The following is a 14,004-nucleotide window of genomic DNA, read 5'->3' as shown; positions in this document are numbered from 1 at the left end:
GCCTTCGCCACGAAGTCGCCCTCCTCGAGCCGTCGGTCATGCCGCGTTTCTTCTCGGCGACCACGTCGGTGTTCCTGCTCAACAGCCGTCGGTGTCCCGGCTCGGCGGCTGGTCGGCGACCTGCTCCGGGGTCGGGGCCTTGAGGGTCCCGACCACGGCGTAGACGGTCATCGTCGCATCGCTGTAGATCTGTTGAACGCCGCCGGAGGCCTCGTTGACGGCGACCAGCGCGCGCACCGCGGGGTCGAGGGCATCACGGCACTGCGGCTTGGCGACGACGATCGTGTCGGCGGGCACTGATGCGTCCTCGCGGATGGAGGTCGTGACCGCCACCGACGGCAGATAATACGAGTACTCCCACCCGGCGACCCCCGTACTCACGATCGGCCCGGACAGGTGGTGCCCGGCCATCAGCGCGGGCAGTGCCTCCGGCCCGACAGGGTGGATCTGAGCGGTGGCAACGGATTCCTCGACGCCTTCTAGCTCAGGTACCAGCAGCAGGGCGACGGCCGTGGCCGCCGCGAGGGGCACCGGCCATCGCCGCACCCGAGCCGCCCGGCCCACGACCTCGCACACGCCCAGGGCCGCGAGGACGAGAACCATCGGCGTCCACATGACCCAGTAGAAGCTGAGCGCGACGTGCGCGATGAAGCAGTGGAACACGAACGGAGCCGCCAGCGAAGCCGCGCACCAGCCGACCAGCAGATCCCGGCGCAGCACCACCGCGCACAGCGCCGCGACCACGATGAAGCCGCTCAGCACCGAGCCGTAGCCGTGCCCCGCGAACCACAGGTTCGCCCACCACGGCGGCCGGGACGTGACCCGTCCCGCGAAGCCGACCAGGTGGCCGTCCGAGGAGTGGGTCGTCTGGAAGCCGACCAGATACCTGATCGCGCTGATCGGATCGCTGATCGGAAGGTAGAGCGCCGCGAAGCCGGCGACCGCGACCACGACGGCCGCCGCTGTCTGGGCGAGCCGGGCGCGGATCACCGAACCCCGGCGGCTGCGGGCCGCGGAGACCAGGATCAGCACGACCGGGCCGACCGCCCCGAGCCAGCCGTTCTCCTTCGCCCCGGCGGCCAGCGCGACCGCCCCGCCGGTCGCGACCGCCAGGACCCAGGCGCGCCGGCCGCTGTGCCGGGACGACTGCAGTTGCGACTGCCGAGAGCCCAGCCGGGACCATTGCCGGGACGGCTGCCGGGACCACCGCCGGGGCGACTGCCGAGACGGCTGCCGGGACCGGGACCCCTGCCGAGACCCCTGCCGGAACCACTCCCAGGCGAGCACGACCGACAGCACCATGAACAGCGTGGCCAGCGGGTCCAGCATCGCGAACCGCCCGAACCGGCCGTCCGATCCGCCCGCCGGCTGCGGCAGCACCGCCAGCAGCCCCGCGGCGAGCAGACCCGGCCAGCGGCTGGCCGCGCGGGCCAGCCAGACCCCCGCCACGACCGCCGCCAGCACCGTCGCCGCCGCGCTCACGCAGCGTGAGGCCGTCAGGTCCGCGGGCGTCCCGGACAGCCGCTGCGCCAGTCCGAAGAGGTACTTCGCCAGCGGCGGATGCTCGAAGTTCGCCGGCGTCGCGGCCTGCGACCGGAACGGCGGCGGCGAGCTGACCTTCCCGTACAGGTAGCGCCAGCCCGCGGTCGTGTAGACCGGCTCGTCGGCGAGGATCGGCGCCGTCCCGATCTTGAAGAAGTTCTGGAACAGCGCCCACGCCCCGACCAGGACGCACGCCGCCGCGAACAGCGCGTCTCGCGGTCCGCGCCGGGCCTGGTCAGCCGCCGTCGCAGGTCGTGCCAGCGGGCTCCGTTGCTGTGTTTCAGACATTTGCCACCCCGTGAAGCCTTCACGCCGGCGATGCGACCGGCTACAGCTCCTGACCGCGTGCGGGGCGGAAAAGTTGGAACGGCGGAACGGCCGCCGTCGGCGTGGGCGGATCTACCCCATTTGACCGTTCAGCTAGCTGACATCACCCTCGGGCGCTTTCATGGGAAAGCGGCTTTCATCCCCTTCTCCGGAGGTGTGCAGTGGCAGTGACAGTACCCGCGGCTCGCATCGTGTTCGACGCCGACGACCGCGCCGCGGTCGCCGCCGCGGTGGCCGAGAGCCTGGCCACCGGCGCGCTGACGCTCGGCCCCCACACCGAGCGGTTCGAGACCGCCTTCGCGGCGGCGCACCGCGCGCAGCACGCGGTCGCGGTGGCGACCGGGACCGCGGCCCTGGAGATCGCCCTGCGGGTGGTCGGGGTGGCCAACCACGACGTGGTGGTGCCGGCGAACACCTTCTACGCCACGGCCGCCGCCGTGGTGCACGCCGGCGGCCGGCCGGTCTTCGCCGACGTCGAGGCCTCGACCTTCGCGCTCACCCCGGAGACCGTCGAGGCGGTGCTCACCCCGACCACCAAGGCCGTGGTGCTGGTGCACGTCGGCGGGATGATCACGCCGCGGGTCGACGCCATCCGCGCGCTGTGCGACCGGCGCGGCGTCGCGCTGGTCGAGGACGCCGCGCACGCCCACGGTTGCAGCCTCGAGGGCCGCATGGCCGGCACCTTCGGGCTGGCCGGAGCCTTCTCCTTCTACCCGACCAAGGTCACCACCAGCGCCGAGGGCGGCATGATCCTCACCGCCGACCCGCAGGTGCGCGACGAGGCCCGGATGTACCGGGACCAGGGCAAGGGCGCGTTCACCACCAACCACCACGTCCGCGACGGCGCGTCGTGGCGGCTGTCGGAGCTGAACGCGGCGGCCGGCGCGGTCCACGTCCAGCACCTGTCGCGGTTCGTGAAGCACCGCCGCTCCGTCGCCGCGCGCTACACCCAGGCGCTGTCCGGGATCGACGCGCTCACTCCGCTCACCGAGCCGCCCGGCTGCGTCAGCAACTTCTATAAGTACATCCTCCTGCTGCCCGCCGGCGCCGACCGCACGCGGTTCAAGGCCGAGGTCGCCGATCGCTTCGCCGTGCGCCTGTCCGGCGAGGTCTACGACCTGCCGCTGCACAAGCAGCCGGTGCTGATGAAGTACGCCAACGGCTCGCTGCCGGTCGCCGAGGACGTCTGCGCCCGGCACGTCTGCCTGCCCGTGCACTCGGACATGCGCGACGACGAGGTCGAGCAGGTCCTCACCGCCGTACGCACCGTGTCCGGCGAGATGTTCGGCTGAAAGGAGCCCACAGATGCGCACGGTCGTCACCGGGGGCTGCGGTTTCATCGGCTCGCACGTCGTCGACGCGCTGGTCGAGGCCGGCCACGAGGTCGTGGTCGTGGACAGCGAGATCCGCAAGCTCAACCCGGCCGCCGAGTACCGCAAGGCCGACATCCTGGACCTGGCCGGCCTGACCGTCGCGCTGGACGGCGGCGAGGTGGTCTTCCACCTGGCCGCCGCCGCCGACGTCGGCCAGGTCACCGCCGACCCGGTCCGGGCGCTGCGGCTGAACGTCGAGGGCACCGGCACCACCCTGGAGGCCGCGCGGCGCGTCGGCATGAACCGGTTCGTGCTGGCCAGCACGGTCTGGGTCTACGGGGCCGCGCACACCGACGGCGAGGGCGGCGGCGACGGCCTGGCCGAACTGACCGAGGACGTCCCCTTCGACCTGCGGCGCAGCGGCCACCTGTACGTCGCGACCAAGCTCGCCGCCGAGATGGCCGTGCAGAGCTACCGCGAACTGTACGGACAGCACTTCACGATCCTGCGTTACGGCATCCCCTACGGCCCGCGCATGCGTGACGCCCTGGTCGTGGCCAAGTTCGTGCAGGCCGCGATGGCCGGGCAGCCGATCACCATCGCCGGCCAGGGCCGCCAGACCCGCAACTACGTCTACGTCCGCGACCTGGCGGCCGCGCACGTGCTCGCGCTGTCCCCGACCGCCGAGGACGAGACCATCGCGCTGGAGGGCACCACCCCGATCTCGGTCCGGGACATCGCCGACACCGTGGACGGCCTGCTCGGCCCGATCACCGTCGAGCACGTCCCGGCGCGCGCCGCCGACTACACCGGCACCCGTGTCTCCAACGCCAAGGCCAAGCGCCTGCTGGGCTGGTCGCCGACCACCGGGTTCACCGAGGGTGTGCGGCGCTACGCCGAGTGGTACCGCGCCGAGACACGCTGAGACACGCTGAGACAGGCAAGGAGGCCGCAGGCGATGCCGCACGCGTTGCTGCTGTCCGGGTCCTTGGGCCAGGGGCACGACGTGATGGCGGCAGCCTGCGCGGACTCGCTGCACGAGCGCGGCTGGACCACCGCGACCGTCGACGCGATGGCCCTGCTCGGCCGCCGGTCCGGCGCGGCGGGGGAGGCGGTGTTCCGCCGGCTGCTGGCGGTACCGGGCGTCTACGACGCGTTCCACTTCTCGGCACTGCGCCCCGGCACCCGCCTGGCGCGCTCCACCGAGAGGGCCGCGGTCGCCCGGCTGGCCCCGCGGGTCCGGGACCTGCTCGGCCGGCAGCCGACCGAGCTGGTGGTGTCGGTGTTCTCCACGGCCGCCGGCGCGGTCGACGCCCTGCACCGGGACGGCACGCCGGTCCCGCCGCACATGGTGTTCTGCACCGACGTCACCCCGCACCGGCTGTGGGTGCACGAGAGCACCGACCTGTTCCTGGTGACCTCCGAGACCGCCGCCGCCGGAGTGCGCCGCTACCGCCCCGACGCCCGGACCGTGGTCGCCCCGGCGCCGCTGCGGACACCGTTCTACTCACCGCCCACCAAGCAGGAAGCCCGCGAGGAGTTCGGCATCCCGCCGGACGCGCGCTGCGTGCTGCTGATGAGCGGCAGCTGGGGCCTGGGCCCGGTGGCCGAGGCGGCGGCCGCGCTCGGCGCGGCGGGCGTGCACGTCCTGGCGGTCGCGGGACGCAACAGGGAGCTGGAAGCGCGGCTGCGAGAGGTGCGGCGGCGGGAGCCGCGTGTGCGAGCCCTGGGGTATTCCGACCGGGTACCGGCCCTGATGGCGGCGGCCGACCTGGTGGTCACCAGCTCCGGCGACACCTGCAGCGAGGCGCGCGCCATCGGGCGGCGGCTGTTGCTGCTGGACGTGGTGCCCGGGCACGGCCGCGACAACCTGCAACACGAGCTGGAGCTCGGATACGCGGACGTCACCGGGGCCGCGCCGCGCGACGTCGTGCGCGCGGCGCTGGCGGCGCTGGAACGGGAGACGCCGAAGCCCTCGGCGGGTTCGGTGCGGGCGCCCTGGGAGGCGGCTTTCGGGGCGGCGCTGAGCAGTGTGGGGTTGTCGTGAGGGGCGCCGCGCCGACTCGCACCTGGCCGCACGCTTCAGCGCCGACCGATCTGCCGATGGCTTCCGGAGCGCCGCAGTGCCCTCAGAAGTGCTCCGCCAGCGGCCCCACATCCCACCCGGCGCCCCGGCAGCCCTCCACGATCCCCGGCACCGCCTCCAGCGTCGTCCGCCACGCCTGCCCGCGTCCGTCCGGCGCCGCGTCGTGCAACAGCACCGTCGTGCCTCCGCGCACCTCGCCGAGTACCGTGCGCCGAACCTCGGCCGCCGACCGGTCCTCCTCCCAGTCCCGGCCCCACGCGCCCCACAGCACCGGCCGCAGCTCGGCCCGCCGCGCGGCCCGCCACAAGCCCGTGGTCAGTACTCCGAACGGGGGCCGGAACCACACCGGCCGCACCCCGCAACTCTGCTCCACCACGTCCCGGGCCAGCCGCAGCTCGATCAGGTCCCGCTGCGGGCTGGGCAGCCACTGCGGCTGGTGCGTCCAGCCGTGCACCGCCACCTCGTGCCCGCGCGCCGCGGTCTCGGCGACCACCTCCGGGTGCCGCGCCGCCCGCGAGCCCAGTACGAAGAACGTCGCGCGGACGTCGAGCTCGTCCAGCAGGTCCCAGAAGTGCGGCGTGCTGACCGGGTCCGGGCCGTCGTCGAAGGTCAGCGCCACGTGGCCGGACCGGCCGCGGGCCTCCATGGCCGGCCACAAGCGGCGGCGCACGGGCGGCAGCCAGCTCGCGGCGGGCCCGACGTGCGCCAGGCCCAGCCCGGCCGCGCCGATCGCCGCGCCCGCCGCGGCGACAGCCACCGAACGCATGCCCGGCACCTTCCCGCGCCGCCGCGGATCACACCCCGGCTCGGCCGCCCGAATCAACTCCTTTCCGCGTGCCGAGCCGTTGGGGACCCTCGAATGGATCAGGAAAAGGGGACGGGAGGGCCGAGTGCTGATTGCGTTGCTGGAGAGGCGAAGGGATTCCACTGATGCTGAAGGCCAGCCGGCTCGACTCCGCTGGCGGACCCGGTCCGCGGGCGGCGAGTGCCACGCGTCCGGGCGCCGGCGATCCCGCCATGCCGCCCGAGCGGACCATCCGCGAGAACTTCCCGGTGGCGCTGCGCATCCTCCCGGCCCGGCACCGGGTGGCGCTCGGTGCGGTCTACCGGTACGCCCGCCTGATCGACGACATCGGCGACGAGGCGCCGCCGGCCGAGCGCGGGCGGCTTTTCGACCTGGTGGACCGGGACATCGACCGGATCTTCGCCGGCGCCGCCCCGGAGCTGCCGGCGCTGCGCGCCATCGGCGCCGTGGCCCGGGAGCACGGCATCCCGGAGGCGCCGCTGCGCAAGCTGGTCCAGGCCAACCGCCAGGACCAGGAGATCCACCGGTACGCCACCTGGGACCAGCTCGTCGAGTACTGCGCGCTGTCCGCGGACCCGGTCGGGCACCTGGTGCTGCACGTGTTCGACGCCGCCTCCCCGGAGCGGCTCGCGCTGTCCGACCACATCTGCACCGCGCTGCAGGTCATCGAGCACTGCCAGGACGTCGCCGAGGACTTCGCCGACGGCCGGGTCTACCTGCCCGCCGACGACCTGCGGCTGTTCGGCTGTACCGACGCCGACCTGGGCGCCCCCACCACCCCGACCAGGCTGCGCGGGGTGGTGGCCCGCAACGCCGACCGCGCCGCCGCGCTGCTGGACGACGGCGCCCCGCTGATCGGCAAGCTCGACGGCTGGGCCCGGGTCGCCGTGGCCGGCTACCTGGCCGGCGGCCGCGCCACCCTGGCGGCGCTGCGCGGCGGCGCCTACGACGTGCATGCCGCCCGACTGCGCCCCAGCCGCGCGCGGACGCTCGGCGAAGCCCTGCTGATCCTCGGAAGGGACGTGACCAAGTGAGCCCAGCGAGCATCGACCCGCAAGCCGCGTACGAGCACTGCGAACGGGTGGTCCGCTCGCGGGCCCGGAACTTCGCGTACGGCATCCGCCTGCTGCCGACCACCAAGCGGCAGGCGCTGTCCGCGGTCTACGCCTTCGCCCGGCGCGTCGACGACATCGGCGACGGCTCGCAGACCCGCGGCGAGCGCCTGGCGCAGCTGGCCACCGCCCGCGAGGAGCTGCACCGCATCGAGGAGCAGACCGAGGACCCGGTGCTGGTCGCGCTGGCCGACGCCGCGAAGAAGCACCCGATCCCGCTGGCCGCCTTCGACGAGCTCATCGACGGCTGCGAGGCCGACGTGCGCGGCACCGACTACGCCACCGCCGACGAGCTGACCTTCTACTGCCGCTGCGTCGCCGGCTCCATCGGCCGGCTCTCGCTCGGCGTCTACGGTGTCGACCCGGCGCGCCTGGAAGAGGCCTCCGGCTACGCCGACTCCCTCGGCGTGGCGCTGCAGCTCACCAACATCCTGCGCGACATCCGCGAGGACGGCCTCATGGGCCGCGTCTACCTGCCGGCCGACGAACTGGTCCGGCACGGCTGCACGCTGAAGATCGACGAGCACGACCGCTTCGTCGACGACGAGGCCGACCTGGCCGCCCTGGTCCGCGACCAGGCGGCGTACGCCCGCGGCTGGTACGACACCGGGCTGAAGCTGCTGCCGCTGCTGGACCGGCGCAGCGCCGCCTGCACGGCGGCCATGGCCGGGATCTACCGCCGGCTGCTCGTCCGCATCGCCGAGCAGCCGATCAGCGCCCTGAACTCCCGCATGTCGCTCCCGGCCTGGGAGAAGGGCGTGGTCGCGGCCCGCGCGCTGGCCGGGGTGACGCCGTGAGCGTGGCCGTGGTCGGCGGAGGCCTGGCCGGCATCGCGGCGGCCGTCGCGCTCCAGGAGGCCGGGATCGAGGTCGAGCTGTACGAGGCCCGCCCGCGCCTGGGCGGGGCCACGCACTCCTTTCAGCGGGCCGGCACCGACGGCGGCCCGGACCTGACCGTGGACAACGGCCAGCACGTGCTGCTGCGCGCCTTCACCGCCTACCGCGGCCTGCTGCAACGCCTGGGCACCGCGCACGGCATCGACCTGCAGAACCGCTTCGACCTGCGGATCCTGACGCCCGACGAGCGCCCCGAGGCCCGCCTGCGGCGCACCGGCCTGCCGGGTCCGATGCATCTGCTCCCCGCGCTGGCCACCTACTCCCTGCTATCCCCGGCCGAGCGGCTGCGCGCCGCCTCGGCCTCGTTGGCTATGCGCAAGGTCAACGCGGACGACCCGCACGTGGACGCGATGAGCCTGGGCTACTGGCTCGACCGGCACGGCCAGAGCGACCGCACCCGCCGCTACCTGTGGGAGCTGTTCGTCACCGCCGCGCTGAACTGCGGCGTGGACGAGGCCTCGCTCGGATTGTCCGCGATGGTGATCCAGAAGGCGCTGCTCGGCCGGGCCGACGCCGCCGACATCGGCGTCCCTCGCATCCCGCTGGGCGAACTGCACGGCCGCGCCGCCGAGAAGACGCTGCGCGGCGTGCACCTGAAGACCAAGGTCGAGCAGGTCGTCTCCGGCAACCGGCTGGTCGTGGACGGTTTCCCGGTGGACGCCGAGGCGGTGATCGTCGCGGTGCCGCATCCGGCCGCCGCCGCGCTGGTGCCCGAGGCTGCGTGCCCGGACCGGGGCTCCTGGGCCGGCCTGGCGTCCTCGCCGATCGTCGACGTGCACGTGCTCTACGACCGTCCCGTTCTGGACTCCCCGTTCGCGGCCGTCGTCGACTCCCCGGTGCAGTGGGTCTTCGACCGGACCAGCGCCGCCGGGCTCGACCCGGAACACGGCCAGTACGTCAGCAGCGTCGTCTCGGCGGCCGGCCAGTGGATCGACGCGCCGGTCGCGCAGATCCGGCGGGCGTTCCTGCCGGCGCTGGCCGAGGCGCTGCCGCGGGCCCGGCGCGCGCGGGTCGCGGAGTTCTTCGTCACCCGCGAACGACACGCCACGTTCCGTCAGACGCCGGGCTCCGGGGCCCTGCGTCCGGCCGCCGAAACGGGGGTACCAGGGCTCTTCCTCGCCGGCGCGTGGACCGCCACGGGCTGGCCCGACACCATGGAGGGCGCGGTGCGCAGCGGACTGACGGCCGCCCGCCTGTGCCGTCGCCACCTGCAGAAAGGCAACGTCCGATGACAGTCGTCCCGCACGCCGTGACCGCCGGCCGCGAGCTGGTCGAGGCGGCCATGCGCGCCGCCGTCGAACGGCTGGACCCCCGGATGCGCCGGGTCGCGGCGTACCACTTCGGCTGGGTCGAGGCCGACGGTTCGGCGCCGAAGGGCCCGGCCGGCGGCAAGGCGCTACGGCCGGCGATGGCGCTGCTGTCGGGCCGCGCCGCCGGCGCCGACATGGCGCGGGTCGTGCCGGCCGCGGTCGCGGTCGAGTTCGTGCACGCCTTCTCGCTGCTGCACGACGACGTCATGGACAACGACCGCATGCGCCGGCACCGCCCGGCGGCCTGGACGGTCTTCGGCGTCCCGGCCGCGATCCTGGCCGGCGACGCGCTGCTGGCGCTGGCCGAGGAGGTGCTGCTGGACCGCGGCACCGCCGGCGCCCACCGCGCTGCCCGGCACATAGCCGCCACCACCCGCAAACTCATCGCCGGCCAGGCCCTCGACCTGGGCTTCGAGACCCGCACCGACGTCTCGCTGGACGAGTGCACGGTGATGTCGATGGACAAGACCGCGGCGCTGTTCGCCTGCTCCTGCTCCATCGGCGCGGTGCTGGCCGAGGCGCCCAACCGGCTGGCGCTGGCGCTGTCCGGCTTCGGCGAGGACCTGGGCCTGGCCTTCCAGCTCGTCGACGACCTGCTCGGCATCTGGGGCGAGCCGGAGGTGACCGGCAAGCCGGTGCTCAACGACCTGCGCTCGCGCAAGAAGTCGCTGCCGGTGACCGCCGCGCTCGGCGCCGGCACCCCGGCCTCGGCCCGGCTGGCGCTGCTGTACACGCAAACCGACCCGCTGACCGAGCCGCAGCTGGTCGAGGCCGCCGCGCTGATCGAGGAGGCCGGCGGCCGGGCCTGGGCCGAGGCCGCCGCCGACGCCCGCGTCGCCGCCGCCGAGGCCCGGCTGGCCGGCGCCGACATCCCGGACGACGTGCGCGCCGAGTTCCTGGCCGTGGCCCGTTTCGTCACCCACCGGGACAGCTAGGGGAACCCGTGACCGACCTCATCGCCGCCGACCTCGCCGCCGACCTCGCCGCGACCGGTTCCGCCGACCCCGGCGGCCCTGCAAAAGCGGCCGCCACGCTCAAGGCCACCACGCTCAAGGCCGCCGCCGACCACCTGCTCGGCCTGCAGGACACCGCCGGCTGGTGGAAGGGCGAGCTGGAGACCAACGTCACCATGGACGCCGAGGACCTGCTGCTGCGCCAGTTCCTGGGCATCCGCACCGACGAGGTGACCCGCGAGGCCGGCGACTGGATCCGCTCCCAGCAGCGCGCCGACGGCACCTGGGCGAACTTCTTCGACGGCCCGGCCGACCTGTCCACGACCATCGAGGCCTACGCGGCCCTGAAGATGGCCGGCGACTCCCCGGACGCCGAGCACATGATCGCCGCCCGCGCCTACATCCTGGAGTCCGGCGGCATCGAGGCCAGCCGGGTCTTCACCCGCATCTGGCTCGCGCTGTTCGGCGAATGGCAGTGGTCGGACCTGCCGGTGATGCCGCCGGAGCTGATCTACCTGCCGAAGTGGTTCCCGCTCAACGTCTACGACTGGGCCTGCTGGGCCCGGCAGACCGTGGTCCCGCTGACCATCGTCAACGCCCTGCGGCCGGTGCGGCCGCTCGGCTTCGACCTGGTGGAGCTGCGCAGCGGCCGGCGCGCGCCCGCGCAGCGCGGCTTCTTCAGCACGCTCGACCGCGCCTTGCACGTCTATGAGAAGCGGCCGCTGCGGTCGGTGCGGGACGCTGCGCTGCGCCGCTCCGCCGACTGGATCATCGCGCGTCAGGAGGCTGACGGCTCCTGGGGCGGGATCCAGCCGCCGTGGGTGTACTCGCTGATGGCGCTGAACCTGCTCGGCTACGGCGTCGACCATCCGGTGATGCGCAAGGGCATCGAGGGCCTGGACCGGTTCACGATCCGCGACGAACGCGGCCGCCGCCTGGAGGCGTGCCAGTCCCCGGTGTGGGACACCGTCCTGGCGATGACCGCGCTGCGCGACGCCGACCTGCCCGAGGACCACCCGGCGCTGGTGAAGGCCGCCGACTGGGTGCTCGAAGAGGAGATCACCAACCCCGGCGACTGGTCGGTGCGCCGGCCGCGCGTGGCGCCCGGCGGCTGGGCCTTCGAGTTCGACAACGACGGCTACCCCGACGTCGACGACACCGCCGAGGTGCTGCTCGCGCTGAACCGCGTCGCGCACCCGGACGCGCCCGCCGCCATCCGGCGCGGCGTGGACTGGCTGGAGGGCATGGCCAGCAAAGACGGCGGCTACGGGGCCTTCGACGCCGACAACACCCGCACCCTGGCGCTCAAGCTGCCGTTCTGCGACTTCGGCGCCGTCATCGACCCGCCGACCGCCGACGTCACCGCGCACACCCTGGAGGCCTACGCGGCCCTGGGACGCGGCGGCTCGCCGGCCTCGCGGCGCGCGCTGGAGTGGCTGGTGCGCGCGCAGGAGAGCGACGGATCCTGGTTCGGGCGCTGGGGCGCCAACCACGTCTACGGCACCGGCGCCGTGGTCCCGGCGATGGTGGCCGCGGGCGTGGACCCGCAGGACGAGATGATCCGCCGCGCCGTCCGCTGGCTGGAGGAGCACCAGAACGACGACGGCGGCTGGGGCGAGGACCTGCGCTCCTACCGCGACAAGCGGTGGATCGGGCGCGGGGTCTCGACCGCCTCCCAGACCGCGTGGGCGCTGCTGGCGCTGCTCGCGGCGGGGGAGGAGCGCGGGACGGCGGTCGAGCACGGTGTCCGGTTCCTGGTGCGCACGCAGCGTCCCGACGGGACGTGGGACGAGGACCACTACACGGGGACCGGCTTCCCCGGCGACTTCTACCTGAACTACCACCTGTACCGGCTGGTCTTCCCGGTCAGTGCGCTCGGCCGCTATGTGAAGGCCGTGGGGGCCGTGTCATGACTGACCTGCTCGTCTGCGCGGCGCTCGGCATCGAGGCCCGAGCCCTGAAGACTGACGGCCTGCGGGTCGAGCGGGTCGGCATGGGCTTGCGGCGGGCCGAGGAGTTCGCGCGGCGCGAGCGGGCTTTCGACGTGCTGGCCGTCGCGGGGTTCGGCGGCGCCACCGACGGGTGCCTGAAGCCCGGGGACGTGGTGGTCGCCGACGAGGTGCGCCAGGGCGGTGCGGTGATCGCGTGCCCGTGGGCCGACACGGTCGCCTTCGCGCTGGAGCAGCACCTGATCCTGGAGCCCGAAGCCGAGGCCGAGGCAGACGCCCACCCGCATGCGCACGGTGCGGCCCGGCGCGTCCCGGCCGTGGTCACCGGCCCGATCGCGACCATCGAGCACGTCGCCTCCTCCGACCTGCTGACCCGGCTGGCCGGACAGGGCGTGACCACGGTGGACATGGAGTCGTTCCCCCTGGTCGCGACCGCGCGCGGCCGGCCGTTCACGGTGGTCCGGGTGGTCGTGGACACCCCGGACCACCCGCTGGTCCGCCCCTCGACCCTGCGCGCGGGACTGACCGCGCGAAGACGCCTGCGAGCCGTCGGCGTCGTCCTGCGGCACTGGGCCACAGCACTCGAACACGTCTGAACAACCACCTGATCCACCCGCACTGATCTACTCGCAAGGAGGCGCGGAACCATGGGAATGCCGGTCCGCCAGAGCATCCGCATCGGAAGCTACATCCTGGGCAACAAGCTGCGCCGCCGCGAGAAGTTCCCCCTCCTGGTGGAGCTGGAGCCGCTGTTCGCCTGCAACCTGTCCTGCGCCGGCTGCGGCAAGATCCAGCACCCGGCGGACGTCCTCAAGCGCCGCATGCCGGTCGAGCAGGCGCTCGCCGCGATGCGCGAATGCGGGGCGCCGATGGTCTCCATCGCCGGCGGCGAGCCGCTGATGCACCCGCAGATCGGCGAGCTGGTCGACGAGCTGGTGAAGATGAAGCGCTACGTGTTCCTGTGCACGAACGCCCTGCTGATCCCCAAGAAGCTGGACCGCTTCAAGCCCTCGCGCTACTTCACCTGGGTGATCCACCTCGACGGCCTGCGCGAACGCCACGACGAGTCGGTCTGCAAGGAAGGCGTCTTCGACGAGGCGGTGGCGGCGGTCCGCGAACTGCGCCGCCGCGGCTTCCGGGTGACGACGAACACGACCTTCTTCGACACGGACTCCCCGCAGGACGTGATCGACATCCTGGACTACCTGAACGACGACCTCCGCGTCGACCAGATGATGATCAGCCCCGGCTACGCCTACGAGAAGGCCCCGGACCAGGAGCACTTCCTGCCGGTGAAGCAGACCCGCGAGGTCTTCCGCAAAGCGTTCGGGAACGGGAACCGGCAGCGGTGGCGGCTGAACCACAGCCCGCTGTTCCTGGACTTCCTGGAGGGGAAGGTGGACTTCCCCTGCACCGCGTGGGCCATCCCGAGCTACTCCCTGTTCGGCTGGCAGAAGCCGTGCTACCTGATGTCGGACGGCTACGCGAAGACGTACAAGGAACTGCTGGAGGAGACCGACTGGGACAGCTACGGCCGCGGCAACGACCCGCGCTGCGCGAACTGCATGGCGCACTGCGGCTACGAGCCGACGGCGGTGTTCGCGACGCTGGGTTCGCTGCGGGAGTCGGTGCGGGCGCTGCGGGAGGGGTAGGGCTGCGGCCGCCGCCGAGGTTCCACGGCCTCGGCGGCGCGCGTTGTCGCGGTCGCCGA

Annotated in this window: 12 protein-coding genes; 10 read left to right on the top strand and 2 right to left on the bottom strand. The window is 73.5% G+C overall.

The genetic code is table 11. The features are described 5' to 3' along the window. Positions 1–78: 78 nt before the first annotated feature. A complete protein-coding gene (locus ABIA35_RS29990; protein WP_370360059.1) occupies positions 79–1,830 on the bottom strand; it encodes a hypothetical protein in 1,752 nt (583 codons plus the stop codon). A 206-nt stretch (positions 1,831–2,036) separates the two neighbouring features. On the opposite strand from ABIA35_RS29990, the gene ABIA35_RS29985 reads away from it, so the two are divergent. The 3 genes from ABIA35_RS29985 to ABIA35_RS29975 are packed head-to-tail and all read left to right on the top strand — an operon-like array spanning position 2,037 to position 5,229. Beyond that, positions 2,037–3,161: a DegT/DnrJ/EryC1/StrS family aminotransferase gene (locus ABIA35_RS29985; protein ID WP_370339065.1), complete on the top strand. Its 1,125-nt coding sequence runs from the start codon at positions 2,037–2,039 to the stop codon at positions 3,159–3,161. A 13-nt stretch (positions 3,162–3,174) separates the two neighbouring features. Continuing rightward, on the top strand, positions 3,175–4,107 hold the full coding sequence (locus ABIA35_RS29980) for an NAD-dependent epimerase/dehydratase family protein (protein WP_370339067.1): 933 nt from the start codon (positions 3,175–3,177) through the stop codon (positions 4,105–4,107). A gap of 33 nt (positions 4,108–4,140) precedes the next feature. Continuing rightward, entirely contained in the window at positions 4,141–5,229 is a 1,089-nt protein-coding gene (locus ABIA35_RS29975) for a glycosyl hydrolase (RefSeq protein ID WP_370360058.1), read from the top strand. An 82-nt stretch (positions 5,230–5,311) separates the two neighbouring features. Here the strand turns inward: ABIA35_RS29975 and ABIA35_RS29970 are convergent, their stop codons facing one another. Then, entirely contained in the window at positions 5,312–6,034 is a 723-nt protein-coding gene (locus tag ABIA35_RS29970) for a polysaccharide deacetylase family protein (protein WP_370360057.1), read from the bottom strand. Positions 6,035–6,198: 164 nt separating this feature from the next. On the opposite strand from ABIA35_RS29970, the gene hpnC reads away from it, so the two are divergent. Genes hpnC through hpnH form a run of 7 tightly spaced genes read left to right on the top strand, consistent with a single transcriptional unit; the run spans position 6,199 to position 13,945 of the window. Further along, positions 6,199–7,107, top strand: coding sequence for a squalene synthase HpnC (gene hpnC / locus ABIA35_RS29965; RefSeq protein ID WP_370339073.1), 909 nt, complete (start codon positions 6,199–6,201; stop codon positions 7,105–7,107). Positions 7,108–7,118: 11 nt separating this feature from the next. After that, on the top strand, positions 7,119–7,982 hold the full coding sequence (gene hpnD, locus ABIA35_RS29960) for a presqualene diphosphate synthase HpnD (RefSeq protein ID WP_370339270.1): 864 nt from the start codon (positions 7,119–7,121) through the stop codon (positions 7,980–7,982). Next, on the top strand, positions 7,979–9,313 hold the full coding sequence (gene hpnE / locus ABIA35_RS29955) for a hydroxysqualene dehydroxylase HpnE (protein ID WP_370360056.1): 1,335 nt from the start codon (positions 7,979–7,981) through the stop codon (positions 9,311–9,313). Before hpnD ends, hpnE begins: the two co-directional genes overlap by 4 nt. After that, positions 9,310–10,326 carry a polyprenyl synthetase family protein gene (locus ABIA35_RS29950; protein ID WP_370339077.1) on the top strand — a complete coding sequence of 339 codons (1,017 nt, stop codon included), beginning with the start codon at positions 9,310–9,312 and terminating at the stop codon, positions 10,324–10,326. Before hpnE ends, ABIA35_RS29950 begins: the two co-directional genes overlap by 4 nt. A gap of 8 nt (positions 10,327–10,334) precedes the next feature. Continuing rightward, positions 10,335–12,257 (top strand): squalene--hopene cyclase, encoded by a 1,923-nt coding sequence (shc, locus tag ABIA35_RS29945; RefSeq protein ID WP_370360055.1) that lies wholly within the window; start codon positions 10,335–10,337, stop codon positions 12,255–12,257. Beyond that, positions 12,254–12,889, top strand: a complete 636-nt coding sequence (locus ABIA35_RS29940) for a hypothetical protein (RefSeq protein ID WP_370360054.1) — start codon at positions 12,254–12,256, stop codon at positions 12,887–12,889. The genes shc and ABIA35_RS29940 overlap by 4 nt, the downstream gene beginning before the upstream one ends. Before the next feature lie 51 nt (positions 12,890–12,940). Continuing rightward, positions 12,941–13,945: an adenosyl-hopene transferase HpnH gene (gene hpnH / locus ABIA35_RS29935; protein ID WP_370339083.1), complete on the top strand. Its 1,005-nt coding sequence runs from the start codon at positions 12,941–12,943 to the stop codon at positions 13,943–13,945. The last annotated feature ends 59 nt before the right edge of the window (positions 13,946–14,004 follow it).

It is taken from the genome of Catenulispora sp. MAP12-49, from assembly GCF_041262705.1.
Classification (GTDB): domain Bacteria; phylum Actinomycetota; class Actinomycetes; order Streptomycetales; family Catenulisporaceae; genus Catenulispora.
Note: the sequence above shows the minus strand (reverse complement) of the source record. Positions and strands in the feature narration are given on the sequence as shown.

What these genes read in the sequence shown, in the direction of transcription:
- ABIA35_RS29990 (WP_370360059.1), bottom strand. Translation starts at nt 1,830, where the DNA reads ATGTCTGAAACACAGCAACGGAGCCCGCTGGCACGACCTGCGACGGCG.
- ABIA35_RS29980 (WP_370339067.1), top strand. Translation starts at nt 3,175, where the DNA reads ATGCGCACGGTCGTCACCGGGGGCTGCGGTTTCATCGGCTCGCACGTC.
- ABIA35_RS29975 (WP_370360058.1), top strand. Translation starts at nt 4,141, where the DNA reads ATGCCGCACGCGTTGCTGCTGTCCGGGTCCTTGGGCCAGGGGCACGAC.
- ABIA35_RS29970 (WP_370360057.1), bottom strand. Translation starts at nt 6,034, where the DNA reads ATGCGTTCGGTGGCTGTCGCCGCGGCGGGCGCGGCGATCGGCGCGGCC.
- hpnC (WP_370339073.1), top strand. Translation starts at nt 6,199, where the DNA reads ATGCTGAAGGCCAGCCGGCTCGACTCCGCTGGCGGACCCGGTCCGCGG.
- ABIA35_RS29950 (WP_370339077.1), top strand. Translation starts at nt 9,310, where the DNA reads ATGACAGTCGTCCCGCACGCCGTGACCGCCGGCCGCGAGCTGGTCGAG.
- ABIA35_RS29940 (WP_370360054.1), top strand. Translation starts at nt 12,254, where the DNA reads ATGACTGACCTGCTCGTCTGCGCGGCGCTCGGCATCGAGGCCCGAGCC.
- hpnH (WP_370339083.1), top strand. Translation starts at nt 12,941, where the DNA reads ATGGGAATGCCGGTCCGCCAGAGCATCCGCATCGGAAGCTACATCCTG.